Genomic DNA, 19,028 nt, shown 5'->3' on the forward strand with positions numbered 1-19,028 from the left:
ACTTTTTCCATTAACACCCAAAATTTAATAATCCTTTATAATTCTTTAGAAATTCTTTACCTTTTCTTTCTTCCTAATTAAGCATTCCTTTTTACAATACTAGTATTGATGTCATAATAGGAGGATCGCTTATGCAATTCTTAAAGAAATTCGCTATTTTATTATTATCTTTTTTTATTACTGCACTTATCGTTTTATATTTTTATCTTTATGTAAATGGTCCCATTATTCAAACTAAATCAGCTATTTTAATAAATGCTAATTCAGGTGAAATTGTTTATAAAAAAAATGAAGAAACTCCGATACAATCAGCTGCTTTATCTAAATTAATGACAGAATATATCGTATTGGAGCAACTAAATGATAGAAAAATACAGTTAGATGACTTCGTACAAATAAGTAACGAAGTTTTCCGAGTAGAAACAAGCCCTATACAAGTAACATCGAATGATAAAACAACGGTTCGTGATTTACTTCATGCATTGCTACTGGCAGGGAATAATCGTTCTGCACTCGCTCTAGCAGAACACATTGCTGGAAATGAAGATAACTTTACAATATTAATGAATAAAAAAGCAAAAGAACTAAAGTTATTACAACCATCTCCATTTCTAAACTCTACTGGAATTAATAATGATACAAATAAACAAGCAACTACAACAGCAATAGATGCAGCTAAACTAGCAGCACGATTAGTAAAAGATTTTCCAGATGTATTGAATATTACGAAACTAACCTCTTACCAATTTACCTTCAAAGATTCCCAAGTTTTCAATACGAATAAAATGATATATTCCCTTAATGAAAACATTAAACTTCAAGGTGTTGATGGCTTACAAACTAGTTTTTCAACTAACGGTAATTATAGTTTTGTCAGTACAGCAAAACTTGGAGATACTAGACTAATTTCAGTAATATTAGATGCAGATGAAGAAAACATTTCATTTATTGAAACAAAAAAGTTGCTACAGTATGGTTTTGATCCTTCCTCGTACTCTGCACTCCAAGCTTTTAAAGACACAATTACATCCTGGACAATATTACTTCAGTTTAAAAATTTAATTATACAAACTATAATGATTTTTTTAATCATTACCACCTTAATGTTTTTACATATACGTCAGAAAAAATCCGAGGATTTCAATTAAGAAATCTTCTTATATATAAAAACCGACTTGCGTTTGAGATGCAAGTCGGTTTTTAATTCTATCATCTTCGTCCAATCAAACTTGCTGAAACAGATTGCAAGTTTAACTCCCTCGTCCATATAGATAGCTGACCAATATGATGAATTTCATATCCCATTACATGTCTTAAAACCTATGTTTTTCGAGGCATACATCCATCTCTGTTTCCGTTCGTTGTGTTCTTTTGTTTAGTATAAATGGGTTAATCTATTAATTCTATTAAATCCAACAATTGAACTATTACATATTAAAGTTCTATTCATATACTATAGTAGATTACTAGAAAGGAGGCTTAACTATGGATAGTTGCGTTGTATTTGTAAACGGACAACCTTTTTTAGTTCTTTCAGTAGCTGGTATTGAAATTGCTAGATTAGAGATTTCCCTTCAAGTAGCATTAGCTCTAAGAGTGCTTGGGATACCAATCTGTGATTAATTACCAAATTAAAAGAAAAAGAGGGCATTAGCCCTCTTTTTTTATTTTCTTCTCACCTTTTCTTAACAACAAACAAAATTCAAATTTAATTAATTATAAAAAATTAAAGTATATGAACGTTACATGAAACACTTTTTAAGATAGCTGTCCTTCACACTATTTATTTCGCCGACATTATATAATCAAAGCACACAATGATTAACTTTTTATACGTCTTATTTTAAGTGTGCTAGCATTCTAGGCTAGATGACCATGACTGCAAAAAAACTTCAAGTTCTCGTTTATATAAATCAGATAACGCTTTCACTTTTTGAATATCTTTAAATCGCGGTTCTCTATCTTCTTCTCCTTGAAGAGCACTAATCCAACTATACTCTACATCTACAATATGAAATAATGTTTCTAAAATACCACCAGTTTGCAAAGTAAATCTTCCTCTGAAAGTTGTTCACACCTCTTAAACCAATCATCTCTTACTTGCCAATTATATTGAAATAAAGTGTACACATTTATCTCTCCCTTATTTCAATTATCCACCTAACAGCATCTGTGATACATTTAACCATTGACAATCACTTCTCTTCGGCCAAGTTCCTCTACAGCGTGATTAATTATTTCACTTACAGATAAAGAACCATCCAATATGATATCTGAATTCGGCTTAACAGTATGAATTGCCTCTAAATAAGCTTTTCTCGCATATGTCATGTAATGTTCCAAATCATTATGTATTTCATCTATTGTACCTTCCTTAAAATCTCGCAAAATCCTTCTAGCCATCGCAATATCTAAAGGCGTATCAATAAATATAGTTACATCAATGAATTTTCGCATCTCACTATTTAAGTATGCAAAAGGATAATCTACAATAATATAGTCTAAGGTATTATTTTGTATAAGTTGCTCAATATCATGAATTAATGGTGTTAATACCCACTCGTCGTAATTCGCCCCATCATCAATCCATTTACAAATATCAGCAGGACAGTTATCAAATGTATAACTATCAAAATATAGAGCTTTTGAGTTTTTAAACTTATGCTTTAATCTTTCTGTAATTGTAGTTTTACCTCCTCCCGAAACAGCTGCAATTGAAATTATTTTTGTTTTATTATCCACTATACCCACCAAACCCCTTTGTTAACATAATATAATTATAAATTAGTATCGTTACTACTTCTTCCATTCATATTCTAACATACTCATTTCCCATAAATTCCAATACGTTTCTCCTACTCTTTTTGACTCTCTTAATAAGCCTTCTTTTACAAACCCTATTTTTTCGTAACATGAAATGGCCGATGTATTAAAATCATACACACCAAGAGTTACTCTATGTAGTTTTAATTCGTCAAAAGCAATATGAAGTACTGCTTTCATCATATGTTTTCCTATAGAACGTCCTCTCATCTTCGTATTACCAACTAATACTTTTCCAATTCTAGCGGACTTATTAATATTATCTATTTGCCCAAGCGAAATATGTCCAATAACGTCTAAAGTCTCTTCATCTACCACTTTGAAAGCGAGTGTATTTGCACTTTCTATATACTTCTCTAATTGCTGTTCGTCTAAAGGAAATGTGAATGCATTTCCTGACCATTGTATTAGAAATTCTTCGGAATTAATCCAATTTATTAATTGTTTAAAATCAGATTTCTTAAAGCTTTCTAGTTTAATCACTTCCTTGCTCCTTTCGTACATCATGCTTTATAACCTCAAACTTATTTCTATATAAAGAATATATTCTCCTTTTATATAAAATTAAAATAAAGCCATTCATGTGAATGGCTTTACAAAAAAGCAGCATAATTATGCTTTGTTTGCTACATCAATACCATTAAAATCAAAGTCAGCAGTAACCGTTGTAACCGGTGGGAAAATTGCTTCAATTTTGCAAATGGAAATAATTACTCCAACCGATCCAGGAATAGCCGCAAGCCTAACTACATCACAACTTACAGACGAAACAGTACCTACATAAGTACGTCCCTCTGTATTAATTTGAACTGTTCGATTAATTAATTTCTTAAGTTCATCTCTAATTCCTTGTACACAAGAATTATCACATTTCTCATGCTGTTCTTTTTTACACTCTTCGAATACTTCCCAACAATCATCTTGTTTACATGTACACTTCTTTTTACAATTATTAAATCGAGAACCCAATACCTCACCCCCTAATCCTTTCTATTAGTAAAGTATGTCCACTAGCTTAAAAGGGTACGAGGCAAACACATAAAAAGAAAAAAACAAACATTTGTACCAAACTTTCTTTTCATTATTCATTATAAAAACAGACTTCTCCTAATTAAAAGCTTGTTTAATGAGCGGCCGTGAATTTAGTCCTACTCCATTTAATGTTTAGACACCACTTTCTAAAACAAACCTTTTTTCTTTTAAATAAGACGCCCCTTAAAAACACACTAGATTTTCCCATTAACTCACATATACATAGACTTTATTTGTGGATTTCCCATTTTTCATTGTGAAATATACATTTAAAAAACGTACTCGAAAATAAGATATTATTTGTAATCAGAACATTTTCTTCAACAAGTGTTTATTGAAAAATACCATAACTAGTAGTAGTTCTCTCCACTTTCTCTTAAAAATTAGCATAGTTTGTATGAATTCTATATCGAGTAGAAGACACTCTATCATATAAAGATAAAATAGTAGGTTAATAAACAAGCCATTTTTTTATTAAAACATAGAATAATATGAACACTATTGAAAGGAGGTAGAAATAAATGTCCTGGAAAAATGATTGCTGGAGTTCTCAGAAAAAGCATTGTTGTGATGATTGGTGGAAATCTAAAGAAAAGCATCATTGTGATGATAATTGGAGTTCTCAGAAAAAGCATTGTAATGATGATTGGTGGAAATCTAAAGAAAAGTGTCATTGTGATGACGATTGGAGTTCTCAGGAAAAACATTGTAATGATGATTGGTGGAAATCTAAAGAAAAGTGTCATCGTGATGATGATTGGAGTTCTAAACGAAATAAGTGTCGTTGTAAATGTTTCTTTATTTGTTGCCATTGTAAAAGAAAAAATTGGTAATATTTTCAATGTCAACGTAAAGGAAAGAATATGTCTTTTGGAACCAATCGGGCATTTCCGGAAAGTTGATCCCTCACCTACTTCCTTGCTTTCGCTGAATTTTTAGGTGGGGGCATTACTGCCCGGCAAATAGCGAGATAAATACTAGAATGTAATATATAAAAAGCTGACTGCTTATAGTCAGCTTTTTATATATTAACACGTAAAGGTTTAAACAGACATATAAGCAGTCACGCTTTGTCATCACCTTGTTGTTGTAAATTAGTATTTCTCCATTGAATAGACATTCCATAATATCGTATTTTGATTAAAACTAAAAAACATACTTAACACTAATAGTAGAATTTTTCTTCTTCATCAACTTCACTTCTTCTCTTTTTATAAACATAAAAAAGGAGCTCTATTTATATAGAGATCCTTTCTAATTTTATAATTTACTAGACTGTAACCCCTGAATAAACGGAACTACTTCAGGATTTACAAGCGATGATAAATCACCTAATTCTTTTCCTAAGTAAGCTGCTTTAATAACACGGCGCATTACTTTAGAATTACGTGTTTTCGGTAAATCTTCTACAACGTGGATGTCTTTAGGACACAACGCTTTTCCAATATGAGAGTTTACTAAACTCATTAATTCTTTTTTTAATCCCCCTGTGAATGTTACATGGTCTCTTAACACTACAAAACAATGACAAACTTCACCTTTTACTTCGTCAGGTACACCAATTGCAGCAGCTTCGATTACATCGTTATGTTTCACAAGAATAGATTCATATTCAGCGGGTCCAATACGTTTACCTGCAATATTTAACGTATCGTCTGAACGCCCTGTGATGATATATTGTTCACCATCGTAAATGACCCAGTCACCGTGGACCCATTTATTTTCAAAACGCGACCAATATGTGTTTACGTAACGTTCATCATCTTCCCAGAAGCTTTTCGTCATACCTACCCAAGGTTTCTCTAAGCATAATTCTCCGACTTCATCTCGAATTGGTTTACCTTGATCATCCAGTACGACAGCTGCCATTCCTGGTAAAGATGCGTTAAAACTAATCGGTGCTATTGGCTTAATAAGAACATTACCGAAAATCCCACCAGAGATTTCAGTTCCACCTGAGTAGTTACAGATTGGGACATTTCCTTTTCCAACTGTTTCAAATAACCACATCCATGGATCAGGATTCCAAGGTTCTCCTGTTGATGCGAATACTTCCAAACTCTTTAAAGAATGTTTATTGACATACTCATCACCTTTTGCCATTAATGCTCGGATTAACGTTGGCGAAATACCTAAATGAGTAATCTCATATTTATCAACTGTCTCCCATAACCGGTCTGCTTCTGGGAAGTCTGGAACACCTTCGTACATAACCATCGTTGCTCCATTAATGAGTGAACCGAATAATAGAAACGGCCCCATCATCCAGCCCATATCAGTTACCCATAATACACGATCACCTTGTTTAATATTCATTCCAAATCCTGCATCAAAAGCTGCTTTCAAAGGAAATCCTGCATGCGTGTGTACTGTTCCTTTCGGCTTACCAGTCGTTCCTGATGTATAAATGAGCATTAATGGATCATCACTTTGCATTTCCTCGGCATGTATGAATGGTTTTTCTTTTTCTAGCGTACTCCACGAAAAATCATAGTTATGTGGTGTAAAATCATTTCCTGCATGACGAACGATAACAACTTTTTCAACAGTTGGGCAATGTTCACAAGCTTTATCTACTTCATCTTTTAAAGAAACAATTTTACCGCGGCGTGAAAATCCATCTGCGGTAATAATCATTTTTGAACCTGCCGCTTGCACACGTGTCATGACTGCATCAGACGCAAAGCCTGAGAATATTGGTGAAATAATTGCTCCGATTTTCATTACAGCTAGCATCGCAACAACTGTTTCTGGAATCATCGGCATATAAATTGTTACACGATCACCTTTCTCAATACCCGCGTGTTTCAAACCATTTGCAACACGGCTTACCCAGTTGTCAAGCTCTTCATATGTAAATGATTTTGAAGTTCCATTTTCCCCTTCGTACTGAAGTGCTGGCTGTATTCTCGTCTCTTCATCCGCAAGCCAGCGAGATAAAGCTGATTCTACAACGTTACATGTTCCGCCATTATACCACTGTGCAAACGGTGTACCATTTTCTAAGTCTAACACTTCTGTATAAGGTTTCATCCATTGATAGCCTACTGCTTTTTCTGCCTCTCCCCAAAACCAAGCTGTTTCCTCAATAGATTTATTATAAAAAGTTTCATAGTCTTCATATCCCAATGATTTCATCCAACCATATAAACGTGTTTTTTCCTTGTACTCTTCTGTTGGAAACCAAACTGCTTGTTTCAATGTTTTCCCCTCCTTAACTTTTTGAGCAAGAAAGCCCTAAATAGGGCTTTTAAACTGGATATACAGGATGTTTACGATCTGTGAATACTTGATATTTACTCATATACATTTCGAAACGTCCTTTTAACTCTTCACGTAAATTGTTTGGATGAACAATACCATCAATCACCATCTCTGATGCTAAATGATAAATATCAATATCTTTCTTATACTCTTCACGTTTTTCAGCAATGAAGCTAGCACGCTCTTCTTCTGGTAAAGCTGCAATTTTATTTGCATATACAGCATTAACCGCAGCTTCTGGACCCATTACCGCAATAGAGGCTGTCGGTAATGCCAGACAGCAATCTGGTTCAAATGCTGGACCTGCCATCGCATATAAACCAGCGCCATATGCTTTACGAACAACGATAGAAATCTTCGGTACAGTTGCTTCACTCATTGCAGAAATCATTTTTGCACCGTGGCGAATAATACCGGCACGCTCTACTTTTGTACCAATCATAAATCCTGGTACATCCGCAAGGAATAATAATGGAATATGATATGCATCGCATAAATTAATAAACTTAGCAGCTTTATCAGCTGAATCGTGGAATAATACGCCGCCCTTCATACGCGGCTGATTTGCAATAATACCAACTGGCTTACCATCAATACGTGCTAAGCCTGTAATTAGCTCTTGAGCAAATAATTTTTTCACTTCATAGAATGAACCTTCATCAATAACTCTATTAATGAGATCTTTCATATTGAAAGGAGCATTTTGATTTTCTGGAATGATTTGTTCTAACGTTTTATCGAATTGTTTCGGTTCTTGAGGTGTAACCAATGGAGTCTTTTCTAAGTAGTTGTTTGGAAAATATGAAATGTATTGTCTTGCTTGTGTAATCGCATCTTCTTCTGTGTTACATAAAACATCTCCGCATCCTGATACAGAGCAATGCATACGAGCTCCGCCCATCTCTTCTAAAGTTACCTTCTCACCGATAACCATCTCAGCCATACGAGGAGATCCTAAATACATAGATGCATTTCCTTCTACCATCATTACAACGTCGCAAAAGGCTGGAATATAGGCACCACCAGCTGCAGAAGGTCCAAATAATAAGCATACTTGAGGAACTTTACCTGATAATTTCACTTGATTATAGAAGATTCTTCCTGCACCGCGGCGCCCAGGGAACATTTCTACTTGATCTGTAATACGCGCTCCAGCAGAGTCAACTAAATAAAATAATGGAACACGTAGTTTTTCAGCTGTTTCTTGAATACGTAAAATCTTTTCAACTGTGCGTGATCCCCATGATCCAGCCTTTACAGTAGAATCATTGGCCATTACACACGCAGTACGACCATGTATTTTACCCGTTGCCGTTACAACGCCGTCCGCAGGTAAGCCTGTTTGTTCACAGTTAGCAAATAATGCATCTTCTAAATATTCCCCATTATCAAATAGAAGCGCTAAACGATCTCGAACAAATAATTTTCCTTTTGCTTTATTTTGCTCATGATATTTCGGTGCCCCGCCTTGTTTAATTGTTTCAACTCGTTCTTCAAATGAATTAGATTGTTGTTTTTGGTCTAACATATTTACTCCCCCTTATACATCGGTTTGCGTTTTTCTTTGAATGCCTGTAATCCTTCTATGCGATCTTTCGTATGGATTACACCTTCATACGCTTGTTTTTCCATTTGTAATCCGGTATGTAAATCAACTTGAATACCATTTGAAATTGCCTCTTTTGCTAATCGAACAGCAATAGGTCCATTACTAGCAATTTTCTCTGCTATTTCAATCGCTTTCTCTTCAAGTAAATTAGCTGGTACAACAAATTCTACTAAACCATATTCTTTTGCTTCTTGCGCTGAAATACGTCTACCTGTATAAATTAATTCTTTCGCTCTACCAACACCAATTAATCTCGGTAAGCGCTGTGTACCACCTGCTCCTGGTATAATTGCAAGTGTCGTTTCAGTAAGACCAAGACTTGCACATTCAGCAGCAATTCTAAAATCACAAGCTAAACTTAATTCCGTGCCACCACCAAGTGCGATTCCATTTATAGCCGCAATAACTGGCTGTGGTAATTGTTCAACCATCTCCATAGTAGTACGAATCATACTAACAGCATGGCGAACTTGTTCTTCATTCATATCGGCACGCTCTTTTAAATCTGCACCAGCACAAAATGCTTTTTCACCAGCACCAGTCAAAATAACTACACGCGCGTTTGAATCTTCACTTATTTGAGTTAATATCGTTTGTAATTCATCTAATAATGCCAAAGATAATGAGTTTGCTTGTCTTGCACGATTTAACGAAACCTTTACTACGTGAGGTGTTACGTAATCAACGGAAATGTTTTGTAATTGTAGCATCTACTCACCTACTTATCGTTTTATGTTGAAGCGCTCTATACACATGACTCGGTAATTGGATATTTAACTTACTTTGAATAAATTGACTAGCTCTCAATAACTTTTCTTCGTCTATATTCGTTTGGACTCCTAATTTATGGAGCATATGTACTAGGTCATCAGTAGCAACATTACCTGATGCTCCTGGTGCATAAGGGCAGCCCCCGAGTCCACCACAAGAACTATCAAACGTTGTAATACCGTATTCTAATGATTTAACTACATTCGCTAGAGCCATTCCATACGTATTATGAAAATGCATGGCAAACTGCGAAGCATCATACTTCTTTAATAGGTGTTCTAATACTTGTTCTACTTGTAATGGATTCGCTACACCGATTGTATCCCCAAGAGAAACTTCATAAATGCCGTATGAAAATAGTTGATTACATAATTCGTCAACTGCTGCGACACTTATATCCCCTTCATAAGGACATCCAAATACAGTAGAAACATAGCCTCTTACCTTTTTCCCTTCGAATAATGCCTGTTTTGTTATATCTTCAATTACAACTAATGCTTCTTTAATCGATTTATTAATATTACTTTTATTATGAGATTCACTTGCTGATAAAAAAACATTCACCTCATCTACATTTTGCAAAAAAGCTCGTTCCAAACCATTTTGATTCGGAACAAGCGCAGCATATGTAACATTTGGATCCCTTTTCAGCTCAGAAAATACATCATTTGCATCCGCTAATGCAGGGACCCATTTTGGGTGAACGAATGAGGAAACTTCAACATACGACAATCCTGCTTCTGTAAGTAGTTGAATCCATTTTACTTTATCTTTTGTGCCAACAATCTTTTTTTCATTTTGTAAGCCATCACGTGGCCCGACTTCTTTAATGACAGCAAAATTAGGTAGTTTCAATTCGCTTCCCCCTATATCTCCCTATTCAATTTCTAATAATACATCTCCTTCATTTACAAAATCGCCTTCTTGCACATTAATTTTCATAACTGTGCCAGCTTCTTCTGAAATGATTGGAATTTCCATTTTCATAGATTCCAAAATGACGACATCCTGCTCTTCCTCTACTGTATCTCCTACTCCTACAACAATCTTCCAAACGTTTCCTGCCATCGATGCGTATACTTTCGTCATCATTTTTTCCCCCTTAATATTGTTAAATCTTATTTTTTAACGAGTTGTTTCGTTACAAAGCCTGTTGTATAAATACCCTCTTTGAACACTTCGTCTTCCAAAACTTGCAGTAGCATTGGTGTGTTCGTTTTAATACCTTCTACTTTTAATTCCTCTAGAGCATCATGTAATTTTGAAATTGCTTCTTCACGAGTCTCGCCATGTGCAATGACTTTCGCAATCATTGGATCATAGAAAGGTGTAATCGTTACATGATTTTCTAAAAAGTGATCGATCCGTACATTTGACGGTAGTGTTAAATCTGTAATTTTCCCAGGTGACGGGAAGAATGTTTTCGGATCCTCTGCATAAATACGAGCTTCAATGGCATGACCACTACGTTTTACATCATCCTGAGTAAATGATAGTTTCTCTCCACTTGCAATCAGAAGTTGTTGTTCTACAAGGTCTAATCCCGTAATTTCTTCTGTCACTGGATGCTCTACTTGTAATCTCGTATTCATCTCTAAGAAATAGAAGTTCTTCTGATCATCTACAAGAAACTCAACTGTACCTGCATTTGTATAGCCAAGTGCTTTGGCAGCTTGTACAGCAACTTCTCCCATCGCCTTTCGTGTACCTTCATCTAAAAATGGTGAAGGTGCTTCTTCGATTACTTTTTGATTTCGGCGCTGTACCGAACATTCACGCTCCCATAAATACACTGTGTTACCATGTGTATCTGCTAAAAGCTGAATTTCAATATGATGCGCGTCTGCTATATATCGCTCTAAATACATTTCTCCGTTACCGAAGAAGTTTTGCGCTCTTGTTTTATTACTTTCAAACGCTTTGGTGAGCGTTTGCTCAGTTTCCATCAACTGCATACCAATGCCTCCGCCGCCTGCGGATGCCTTAAGCATTAATGGATAACCAATTTGTTTTGCAATTTCAATTGCTTCTTCAGCAGTTTCAATATTTGTAGTAATACCTGGGACTACTGGGACATCTGCTGCTTGCATTGCGATACGTGATTCGATTTTACTTCCCATCTTCGTAATGATTTCTTCTGAAGGACCGATAAATACGATTTCTTCTTCTTTGCAGCGAACCGGAAAAGACGGATTCTCTGATAATAAACCATAACCCGGATGAATTGCTTCTGCATTTGTCTTCTTAGCTATTTCAATAATTTTTTCAAGGTTTAAATAGCTTTCTTGAACACGCGGTCCACCTACTAAGTAGGCTTCATTTGCCATTTTCACATGAAGAGCATTTTCATCTGCTTCAGAATAAATAGCAACAGTGCGAATGCCAAGTTTTTGACAAGTTTTCATAATACGAACTGCGATTTCTCCGCGATTTGCAATTAATATTTTTTGAAACATAGTGATTCCTCCCTTTTATCTACATCCTAAATGTCTAGCAATTACGAGACGTTGAATTTCAGAAGTTCCTTCACCAATTTCTAATAGTTTCGCATCACGAATATGTCGTTCAACTTCATATTCACGCATATAGCCATATCCACCATGAATCTGTACTGCTTGATTCGCAATACGGCTTGCCGCTTCCGATGCAAATAGTTTTGCCATTGCCGCTTCTTTACCGAAAGGTTTATCGTTATCTTTTAACCAAGCTGCTTTATGTACTAAATTGCGTGCTAGCTCTACTTCAGTCGCCATATCAGCTAATTTAAATTGAATCGCTTGGAAATTAGAGATTGACTTTCCAAATTGTTGACGTTCTTTCGCATATTGCAATGCACGTTCAAAGGCTGATTGCGCAATACCAACTGCCAATGCTGCGATTGAAATACGTCCTCCATCAAGTGTATATAAAAATTGTTTAAAACCTTTATTTACATCACCAAGAATATTTTCTTTCGGTACACGAACACCATCAAGTACGATTTCACAAGTATTAGAAGCGCGAACGCCCATTTTATCGTAAGGACTAGAAATCGTTAATCCTTCACTAGTAGTAGGTACGATAAATGCTGAAATGCGTTTTCTACCATTCTCTTCAACACCGTTGACAGCGGTTACAATAATGGTATTTGCATACTCTGCGTTTGTAATCCAACACTTCTCACCACTGATTACATACTCATCGCCATCTAGTACCGCTTTCGTTTGAGTACCACCTGCATCTGATCCAGCATTCGGCTCCGTTAATCCGAAGGCACCTAATGTTTTTCCTGACGCCATTGGAACTAAATACTTTTGTTTTTGTTCTTCTGTACCGAAATAATAAATTGGAGAAGCACCTAATGAAATTGTTGCAGCATAGCTTAAACCGGTGCCACCACAAGCGCGACCAATTTCTTCAACTGCTAACGCATACGATACCGTATCGCCACCTGAACCTCCATACTCTTCTGGGAATGGGATGCCTAGTAATCCTAGTTCGCCCATTTTTTGAAATGTTTCATATGGAAACTCTGCAGTTTTGTCATAATATACAGCTTTCGGTGCGATTTCCTTTTCAGCAAAGTCACGTACCATTTCTTTAATCATTTGTTTTTCGCGAGTTAGAGTAAATTCCATTCCGCTACACACCCCTTATCGAATATTGAGTTTCGACAGCGTGCGAGTTTCTACTACAAACATAACAACTTAAAAGACAAAAGTATTAGTTAGACAATTGCTATAATTCTGTCATAATTTAATTTTAAAACAGATTCTGTACTAATGCACAAAAAAATTCCTACATTGTTCTACAACAACATAGGAGATTTTGTGTCGAATTATGTAATTTATTGTTTAATAATCTCTACCTTTTCCTGAATCAGAAATTTCTACTAATGCTTCAGGATATGGTTCGAAATACGTCTGTCTTAATAAATACTTCTCATCAAATCGAATGGCCCATGATTTTAAAATTGTAAGTAAACTACTAAGTGGTATTTTCTTTTCTGCATACTTTTGTAACAGTTCTATAAAATGATCTTTTTCTTGTTTTTTTAGCTTTGTTTTAAAATATCCAAAAATGTGCTCGCATACATTTACATTCGATGTATAACGGGGTGTGCGCATAAATAATTCATATAAAGTCTTCTCATAGTTTTCAAATACCACTTCAATCTTTTCATTTTTGTGATTTGCAATTATACGCCCTAATTCCTTTTGTTTCACCTGATTATATGCCATAAATAAATATTTATTGTCCGACTGAAACGATACAAGGTCTTTCATATTTTTATTATGTTTAATCATTTTGTAATATGCGATTGTAAATAGCCTTGTAAAGAAATGCTCTCTAATAATAAAATTCGACAATCTGCCTTCCTCTTCAATAGGAAGATGCGAAAATTTTTTTATTACTGCTCCGCCAAATAAGCCTGATCCTTTTCCCTTTGCTGGTGCTTTTTCAAAACCAGAATAAATTTTCACATCGCGCGTACCACAACTTGGCGAACGATTCTTTAAAATAAAACCATCCACATCCGGTATCGTTTGTAAAAAGTCATTTGAAAACTGTTCCATTTTTTCAGTTACATCTTCTCGTGTCGACGGTTGCACAAGTCTATTCTCACCATTTTCTTCTACAATTCGTATCGTTTCTCGAGGAGTCCCCAATCCAATCTCGACTTCTGGACAAACAGGTATAAATGTAACAAATGGCTGCAAATTTCGTATTGTTACATCTGGAATCATCTCTCCATTATAACGACAAGCATCAAATTCTAAACATTTACTTACGACGATTGTAGGTTTTGCAAATTGTCGCATCTCATTACCTCCTTATTGCTAGTCCGTATAATATAAATTGTACTAAGATTAACATTTTAAGCAAAGTTTGATGCATTTATTTTTATGCGAAATATATATCCAATGAAATATTAACAATCATTCAACTCTATTTTCTATAAATGTGCGCTCTATTTAATGAGGGTTTAGATATTGTGAAATGAATAATACACACATGCTTCGGAGAACTTAATTATTAAGAAAGGAGGGATTGTTATGAAAAAGAAATTATCATCAATCTTAAGTGTTTTAGCACTATCTATTATGTTTTTAGGTACATCTGCGCAAGCTGAATACGATGGAAATAATATGAACAGAGTTAATAACACTGATATTTCAACTCGAGTAAATGACAATAATTTAGACAGAGTTAATAATGATGTGAGAACTCGAAATGTAAATACAACAAATGATTTAAATGATAATCGTGATAGAAATAATAATTGGGCTTGGCTTGGTTTATTAGGACTAGCAGGATTATTAGGTCTTAGAAGAAGAGACAAAGAAACACGCTGATTTAGAATGTTTTTATTAAACAAGTACTTATTTATCAAAAATATATAATGAAAATAAATCGCCTTTTTAAAGGCGATTTATTTTCACTTAAAAGTAATGTATGTAATTCACACTTCAACGATTAAATTCGTGGAGTTAATCCATACAATATAAATTGAATCGTATTTTCAATTTCCGCTTCATCATCCCATTTTTCTTCAGGCAATAATAAAAATCGTGTTAATAATAAACCTAATACAGCTGATAAAGTAAGACGTAATACGGAAGATGGTGGTATCTCAATTATTTCCCCTTCTTCTTGAAATTTCACAATCAACTTTTTGAAATGTGAAAACAGTTCTGTTTCTACTAATTGCTGTATTTCATTTTTCAGTTCTGGTTGAAATGGTACTTCTTGAATTAATATTTTTATCATAGGAAAGTGTTTTTGAGCAAATTTAAATCTATTATGAATTACAACCCTTAAAAGTCCTTCATACGATTCATACTCCGATTTAAATATTTCTTTTGCAAAGGTTTGTACGAAAAATGGTGCAGCGAACTTAGTTAAAGTTGGCATTACGACCGCTAGTAATAAATCTTTTTTCGTCTTATAGTAGCGGAAGATGGTTCCCTCCGCTACACCAGCACGCTTTGCAATTTCACTTGTTGAAGTTGAAGCGTATCCTTTTTCTCCAAACATATCAACAGCCGCCTCTAATATTCGCATTTGACGTTCATTTCGTTTATCCGTATTAGTTGCAGCTATTAATTCCTCCAGCCAATCTTTCTGCATTTATAAAGCTCCTTTTTGTCATTATTATATTTTGCGATGTTTCTTTAAAGCAAATACATTTCCTACTGCAAATAATAGTGAAAAAAGTAATAACACAGTAAGATCTAATGCAATCTCTGTAAACCCTTGATTCCGAATCATCACTTGTCTTATTGCGTCAGCGCCGTATGTGAGTGGAAATGCTTTCCCTAACATTTGTAGCCACTTGTTCATAGATTCCATTGGAAATAATCCAGAAAAGAAGATTTGTGGCACAATAACAAGCGGTATAAATTGAATCATTTGAAATTCATTATTTGCGTATGTCGATAAAAACGTACCTAATGTTAGTGCAGTTAAAGAGAGCATACATGTAATAAGTAGCGTTAGCCATATGGAGCCAGCTACGTATAAATCTAAAATATAAACGGAAAAGCTTACGATAATAATGGATTGTATAAAGGCAAAGAATCCAAAACCAATAATATAACCTGCGACTATTTCCCATCTTCTTACTGGGGTGGATAATAACCTTTCTAGCGTACCACTTAAACGTTCTCTTACGAAAGATACACCTGATAATATAAATACAAAGAAAAATATAAAGAAACCAATTAATACAGGACCAAGCCCATCAAACATCGTAAAGTCTTTAGAGCCATGTAAATAATTTACTTCAGGTTTCATAATCGATACATCATTCTTCTCTGTGCTTTTTTGCAATACTTGAAGTACAGCACGATTTTTTGACGAATCACTACCTTCCAACAGAAGTTTCATTTTTCCATTCTCTATACGAAATACTGCATCTACCTTTTGTTTTTCCAACTCAGAAATCGCCTTTTCCTTACTGTATTCATAAATTGACGCTTCTTGATTTTTCATCACTTTTACTATTTGAGCGGGCATATCAACAACAGCAATTTGCGGTACATAGTCTTTCTGTGTAAACACTAGTGACAAAAGCCAAAGTAATAACATCGGTGCTCCAAACATCATTGCTAACGAACGCTTATCTCGAAAAAATTGACGAATAATACGAATGATTACACCAGTAACTCTCATGACGGAGCCACCTCTTCCAACAAAAAGACATCTTCAATCCGTCCAGATGACACGCGTTTTTTCAATTCTTCAGTTGTTCCAACCGCAACTAGTTTCCCTTCTCTAATTAACCCTAGACGCTCACAAAATTCAGCTTCATCCATAATGTGCGTCGTTACAATAATCGTTGTACCTTTCTTTTTAAGGTCATAAAATTTTTCCCAAATTGTTTTTCTAAGAAGTGGATCTATCCCCACTGTAGGCTCATCTAAAATTAATATTTCTGGTTCGTGAAGGAGTGCTATCGCTAATGATAAGCGTTTTTTCATTCCACCTGAAAATTGTTGTACTTGCTTTTTCATATACTGTGACAATTGTACAAGTTCAAAAACCTGTGCAATTCTTGTCTTTTTACGTTTTCCCTTTAGTCCATACATCGTTGCTATAAAATCTGCATTTTCATATGCTGACAATTCTTCGTATAATGCATCCGCTTGGGCCATATAACCAATTCTTTTCATTTCATTTAAATTAGGCATATTAGTATTATTAACAAGCACTTCACCTTTCGTTGCCTCATTAATACCTGCAATCATTTTAATGAGCGTTGTTTTCCCCGATCCAGAAGGTCCAACAAAACCAAAAATTTCTGCTTTTTCAACTTGCAATGAAAGATTGTGTAACACTTCTTTTTTTCCAAAACTTTTTGATACAGTCCGTAAAATAATTGAAGGTTGTTGCACGTTTCATCCTCCTTTTCCAATGAAATGAGTGAGTACTCACTTTTATTTTACCCTTGCTTAATTATATGTCAAACTTCATTGATTAGTATGTATGTTCAATCAACGATATTAAACAATGAAACAGAGTCGACATTAGAATTTCATTTCCTAAAGCCGACTCTGTTTCATTTAAACTATAAATTTCACTTTACGTTTTTAAATTCATATACTTCCGAATTCTAGCAACATCTAAAGAATATTCAATAACTAATTGCTGTAACGGTAAAATAACTGTGTCAGGATATAAATGTGCATATTGTAATGTTTCTGCATATTTTTCTAATCTTTTTTCTAAATACTTTATTATTTGATCAGGATGACTTACTAATAAACATTTACAATAATAATGTATTTGTTCCTCAATCGCCGTGTATTCTTCAATTTCATATTCTTTATGCATGTGTACACCCCTTTAAGTTTTTTACATGAATTACTTATCACAATTTTCACTCGACAATTTTTAAGTTTTTTGATTATTTACACTATAACAAACAATCAGGGTCAAATTTTGTTACTTTATGTAACGTAGAAAATTTTTAACAAAATTGTAATGTTAACTCCTGCAAAATACATAAAATCTCTTTACTCACTTTTGTATAAAAAATCGTACAGCTTAATTTAACTGCACGACTACAATCTCTGGCCTATTCAAAATTCTTTGCGGAATGATACTATTTCCTAATCCTCTACTCACTACCATTGATGTATTTTGTTCTACATATAAACCTGCTGTATATTTAGGTAAAACACCTTGATTTGGAGCAACTAATCCACCGATAAATGGCAATCTAACTTGCCCTCCATGAGCATGTCCCGATAAAACCAAATCCAACCTCTCATTCGTATATTCCTTTATAAATTCAGGCCTATGGGATAATAATACATTATATCTCTCTGGCTGCATTTCAATTTTTGCTTTTTTAATTTCATCTATTATAATATTTCCTTCATCACGGTTTCCAGTACCAAACTCTGGATCATCAATACCTAGCAAGTTTATTTCTTGCTCACCCTTTCGAATACCTACATGTTCATTTCTTAAAATATTGACACCATATTTCTTCAACTCTTTTTCTAAACTGTTATACTTTCCAGACCATTGTTCATGGTTTCCTGTCACAAAATATACAGGATACTTCTTTACCATTTCTCGTATTAATTGCATACTAACTTCTGCATCGTATGATTTACTGTCAATTAAATCACCCGTAATCGCAATAATATCTGGGTCTATACTTTTTATTTTTTGAATTAACACATCTTGATTATCGCCAAATTTTTTATTGTGTAAGTCTGAAATTTGTAGAATTTTATACCCTTTAAAAGAGGATGGTATTTTACTAGAGGTTATTTTAACCTCAGTTATACTTATTAAATTGTTCTGTAAATATAAAAAGATTGTAAAACCTACTAATATACAAATAATCATTACAATTCTATTAATTTTCTTTTTCATATTTTCTCCTTTACATTCTCATCAAACACTTCTATATGCTAACTGAATTATATTATACTTTCTTGAAATTTATTTAAATTAATAAAATAATACAGTACATGAAATTTCGTATGAGATATGTCATATATATTCGTTATATTTTTACTTTTACCTTTTT

Annotated in this window: 20 protein-coding genes and 2 pseudogenes; 4 read left to right on the forward strand and 18 right to left on the reverse strand. The window is 34.2% G+C overall.

Annotated elements, in window-relative coordinates:
* Positions 1-131 precede the first annotated feature (131 nt).
* On the forward strand, positions 132-1,148 hold the full coding sequence (locus F3I02_RS20360) for a D-alanyl-D-alanine carboxypeptidase family protein (RefSeq protein WP_196478341.1): 1,017 nt from the start codon (positions 132-134) through the stop codon (positions 1,146-1,148).
* Between the two features lie 61 nt (positions 1,149-1,209).
* On the opposite strand, the pseudogene F3I02_RS35160 reads toward F3I02_RS20360, so the two are convergent.
* Positions 1,210-1,320 (reverse strand): annotated as a pseudogene (locus F3I02_RS35160) (DinB family protein); the annotation flags it as partial.
* A gap of 165 nt (positions 1,321-1,485) precedes the next feature.
* Here F3I02_RS35160 and F3I02_RS20370 point away from each other — a divergent pair.
* On the forward strand, positions 1,486-1,623 hold the full coding sequence (locus F3I02_RS20370; protein ID WP_000376554.1) for a DUF3956 domain-containing protein: 138 nt from the start codon (positions 1,486-1,488) through the stop codon (positions 1,621-1,623).
* A 232-nt stretch (positions 1,624-1,855) separates the two neighbouring features.
* Here the strand turns inward: F3I02_RS20370 and F3I02_RS20375 are convergent.
* The 4 genes and pseudogenes from F3I02_RS20375 to F3I02_RS20390 form a co-directional block, all read right to left on the reverse strand.
* Positions 1,856-2,130: pseudogene (locus F3I02_RS20375) on the reverse strand (DinB family protein); the annotation flags it as partial.
* A gap of 51 nt (positions 2,131-2,181) precedes the next feature.
* Entirely contained in the window at positions 2,182-2,751 is a 570-nt protein-coding gene (locus F3I02_RS20380) for a nucleoside/nucleotide kinase family protein (RefSeq protein WP_374058657.1), read from the reverse strand.
* Positions 2,752-2,796: 45 nt separating this feature from the next.
* Positions 2,797-3,330, reverse strand: a complete 534-nt coding sequence (locus F3I02_RS20385) for a GNAT family N-acetyltransferase (protein WP_142237975.1) — start codon at positions 3,328-3,330, stop codon at positions 2,797-2,799.
* 105 nt (positions 3,331-3,435) lie between these two features.
* Complete coding sequence (locus F3I02_RS20390) at positions 3,436-3,792, reverse strand: hypothetical protein (protein ID WP_000535577.1); 357 nt, start codon at positions 3,790-3,792, stop codon at positions 3,436-3,438.
* A 564-nt stretch (positions 3,793-4,356) separates the two neighbouring features.
* On the opposite strand from F3I02_RS20390, the gene F3I02_RS20395 reads away from it, so the two are divergent.
* The gene (locus F3I02_RS20395) at positions 4,357-4,794 is read left to right on the forward strand and encodes a hypothetical protein (RefSeq protein ID WP_178379648.1); all 438 of its coding nucleotides are present in this window, start codon (positions 4,357-4,359) and stop codon (positions 4,792-4,794) included.
* Positions 4,795-5,115: 321 nt separating this feature from the next.
* Here F3I02_RS20395 and F3I02_RS20400 read toward each other — a convergent pair whose 3' ends face one another.
* The 8 genes from F3I02_RS20400 to F3I02_RS20435 all read right to left on the reverse strand — a co-directional run bounded on the left by F3I02_RS20400 (position 5,116) and on the right by F3I02_RS20435 (position 14,301).
* Complete coding sequence (locus tag F3I02_RS20400; RefSeq protein WP_074593663.1) at positions 5,116-7,056, reverse strand: AMP-binding protein; 1,941 nt, start codon at positions 7,054-7,056, stop codon at positions 5,116-5,118.
* 49 nt (positions 7,057-7,105) lie between these two features.
* Positions 7,106-8,647: an acyl-CoA carboxylase subunit beta gene (locus F3I02_RS20405; protein ID WP_074593662.1), complete on the reverse strand. Its 1,542-nt coding sequence runs from the start codon at positions 8,645-8,647 to the stop codon at positions 7,106-7,108.
* 2 nt (positions 8,648-8,649) lie between these two features.
* Positions 8,650-9,438 (reverse strand): enoyl-CoA hydratase, encoded by a 789-nt coding sequence (locus F3I02_RS20410; protein ID WP_074593661.1) that lies wholly within the window; start codon positions 9,436-9,438, stop codon positions 8,650-8,652.
* A gap of 4 nt (positions 9,439-9,442) precedes the next feature.
* The gene (gene mvaB, locus F3I02_RS20415) at positions 9,443-10,354 is read right to left on the reverse strand and encodes a hydroxymethylglutaryl-CoA lyase (RefSeq protein WP_000775433.1); all 912 of its coding nucleotides are present in this window, start codon (positions 10,352-10,354) and stop codon (positions 9,443-9,445) included.
* A gap of 21 nt (positions 10,355-10,375) precedes the next feature.
* Positions 10,376-10,591: an acetyl-CoA carboxylase biotin carboxyl carrier protein subunit gene (locus F3I02_RS20420; protein WP_001987345.1), complete on the reverse strand. Its 216-nt coding sequence runs from the start codon at positions 10,589-10,591 to the stop codon at positions 10,376-10,378.
* Between the two features lie 26 nt (positions 10,592-10,617).
* Positions 10,618-11,955, reverse strand: coding sequence for an acetyl-CoA carboxylase biotin carboxylase subunit (locus tag F3I02_RS20425; protein ID WP_070758143.1), 1,338 nt, complete (start codon positions 11,953-11,955; stop codon positions 10,618-10,620).
* A gap of 15 nt (positions 11,956-11,970) precedes the next feature.
* A complete protein-coding gene (locus F3I02_RS20430) occupies positions 11,971-13,116 on the reverse strand; it encodes an acyl-CoA dehydrogenase (RefSeq protein WP_000397282.1) in 1,146 nt (381 codons plus the stop codon).
* A 216-nt stretch (positions 13,117-13,332) separates the two neighbouring features.
* The gene (locus tag F3I02_RS20435) at positions 13,333-14,301 is read right to left on the reverse strand and encodes a YbgA family protein (RefSeq protein ID WP_001248641.1); all 969 of its coding nucleotides are present in this window, start codon (positions 14,299-14,301) and stop codon (positions 13,333-13,335) included.
* A 234-nt stretch (positions 14,302-14,535) separates the two neighbouring features.
* Here F3I02_RS20435 and F3I02_RS20440 point away from each other — a divergent pair, with 234 nt between their 5' ends.
* Positions 14,536-14,835 carry a WGxxGxxG family protein gene (locus F3I02_RS20440; protein ID WP_000728151.1) on the forward strand — a complete coding sequence of 100 codons (300 nt, stop codon included), beginning with the start codon at positions 14,536-14,538 and terminating at the stop codon, positions 14,833-14,835.
* 121 nt (positions 14,836-14,956) lie between these two features.
* On the opposite strand, the gene F3I02_RS20445 is transcribed toward F3I02_RS20440, so the two are convergent.
* The 5 genes from F3I02_RS20445 to F3I02_RS20465 all read right to left on the reverse strand — a co-directional run bounded on the left by F3I02_RS20445 (position 14,957) and on the right by F3I02_RS20465 (position 18,871).
* Complete coding sequence (locus F3I02_RS20445) at positions 14,957-15,610, reverse strand: TetR/AcrR family transcriptional regulator (protein WP_001168190.1); 654 nt, start codon at positions 15,608-15,610, stop codon at positions 14,957-14,959.
* Positions 15,611-15,634: 24 nt separating this feature from the next.
* Complete coding sequence (locus F3I02_RS20450; protein ID WP_196478342.1) at positions 15,635-16,654, reverse strand: ABC transporter permease; 1,020 nt, start codon at positions 16,652-16,654, stop codon at positions 15,635-15,637.
* On the reverse strand, positions 16,651-17,376 hold the full coding sequence (locus F3I02_RS20455; RefSeq protein WP_001187072.1) for an ABC transporter ATP-binding protein: 726 nt from the start codon (positions 17,374-17,376) through the stop codon (positions 16,651-16,653). The genes F3I02_RS20450 and F3I02_RS20455 overlap by 4 nt, the downstream gene beginning before the upstream one ends.
* Before the next feature lie 187 nt (positions 17,377-17,563).
* Positions 17,564-17,815 carry a hypothetical protein gene (locus F3I02_RS20460; RefSeq protein ID WP_000548621.1) on the reverse strand — a complete coding sequence of 84 codons (252 nt, stop codon included), beginning with the start codon at positions 17,813-17,815 and terminating at the stop codon, positions 17,564-17,566.
* A 213-nt stretch (positions 17,816-18,028) separates the two neighbouring features.
* On the reverse strand, positions 18,029-18,871 hold the full coding sequence (locus F3I02_RS20465; RefSeq protein WP_000727192.1) for a metallophosphoesterase: 843 nt from the start codon (positions 18,869-18,871) through the stop codon (positions 18,029-18,031).
* Positions 18,872-19,028 lie beyond the last annotated feature (157 nt).

The organism is Bacillus sp. SRB3LM, assembly GCF_015712745.1.
In the GTDB taxonomy this organism is placed as follows: Bacteria; Bacillota; Bacilli; order Bacillales; family Bacillaceae_G; genus Bacillus_A; species Bacillus_A thuringiensis_K.

Coding starts and splice junctions, on each gene's coding strand:
- F3I02_RS20360 (WP_196478341.1), top strand. CDS start 132: ATGCAATTCTTAAAGAAATTCGCTATTTTATTATTATCTTTTTTTATT.
- F3I02_RS20370 (WP_000376554.1), top strand. CDS start 1,486: ATGGATAGTTGCGTTGTATTTGTAAACGGACAACCTTTTTTAGTTCTT.
- F3I02_RS20385 (WP_142237975.1), bottom strand. CDS start 3,330: ATGATGTACGAAAGGAGCAAGGAAGTGATTAAACTAGAAAGCTTTAAG.
- F3I02_RS20405 (WP_074593662.1), bottom strand. CDS start 8,647: ATGTTAGACCAAAAACAACAATCTAATTCATTTGAAGAACGAGTTGAA.
- F3I02_RS20410 (WP_074593661.1), bottom strand. CDS start 9,438: ATGCTACAATTACAAAACATTTCCGTTGATTACGTAACACCTCACGTA.
- F3I02_RS20420 (WP_001987345.1), bottom strand. CDS start 10,591: ATGATGACGAAAGTATACGCATCGATGGCAGGAAACGTTTGGAAGATT.
- F3I02_RS20425 (WP_070758143.1), bottom strand. CDS start 11,955: ATGTTTCAAAAAATATTAATTGCAAATCGCGGAGAAATCGCAGTTCGT.
- F3I02_RS20430 (WP_000397282.1), bottom strand. CDS start 13,116: ATGGAATTTACTCTAACTCGCGAAAAACAAATGATTAAAGAAATGGTA.
- F3I02_RS20435 (WP_001248641.1), bottom strand. CDS start 14,301: ATGCGACAATTTGCAAAACCTACAATCGTCGTAAGTAAATGTTTAGAA.
- F3I02_RS20440 (WP_000728151.1), top strand. CDS start 14,536: ATGAAAAAGAAATTATCATCAATCTTAAGTGTTTTAGCACTATCTATT.
- F3I02_RS20445 (WP_001168190.1), bottom strand. CDS start 15,610: ATGCAGAAAGATTGGCTGGAGGAATTAATAGCTGCAACTAATACGGAT.
- F3I02_RS20450 (WP_196478342.1), bottom strand. CDS start 16,654: ATGAGAGTTACTGGTGTAATCATTCGTATTATTCGTCAATTTTTTCGA.
- F3I02_RS20460 (WP_000548621.1), bottom strand. CDS start 17,815: ATGCATAAAGAATATGAAATTGAAGAATACACGGCGATTGAGGAACAA.
- F3I02_RS20465 (WP_000727192.1), bottom strand. CDS start 18,871: ATGAAAAAGAAAATTAATAGAATTGTAATGATTATTTGTATATTAGTA.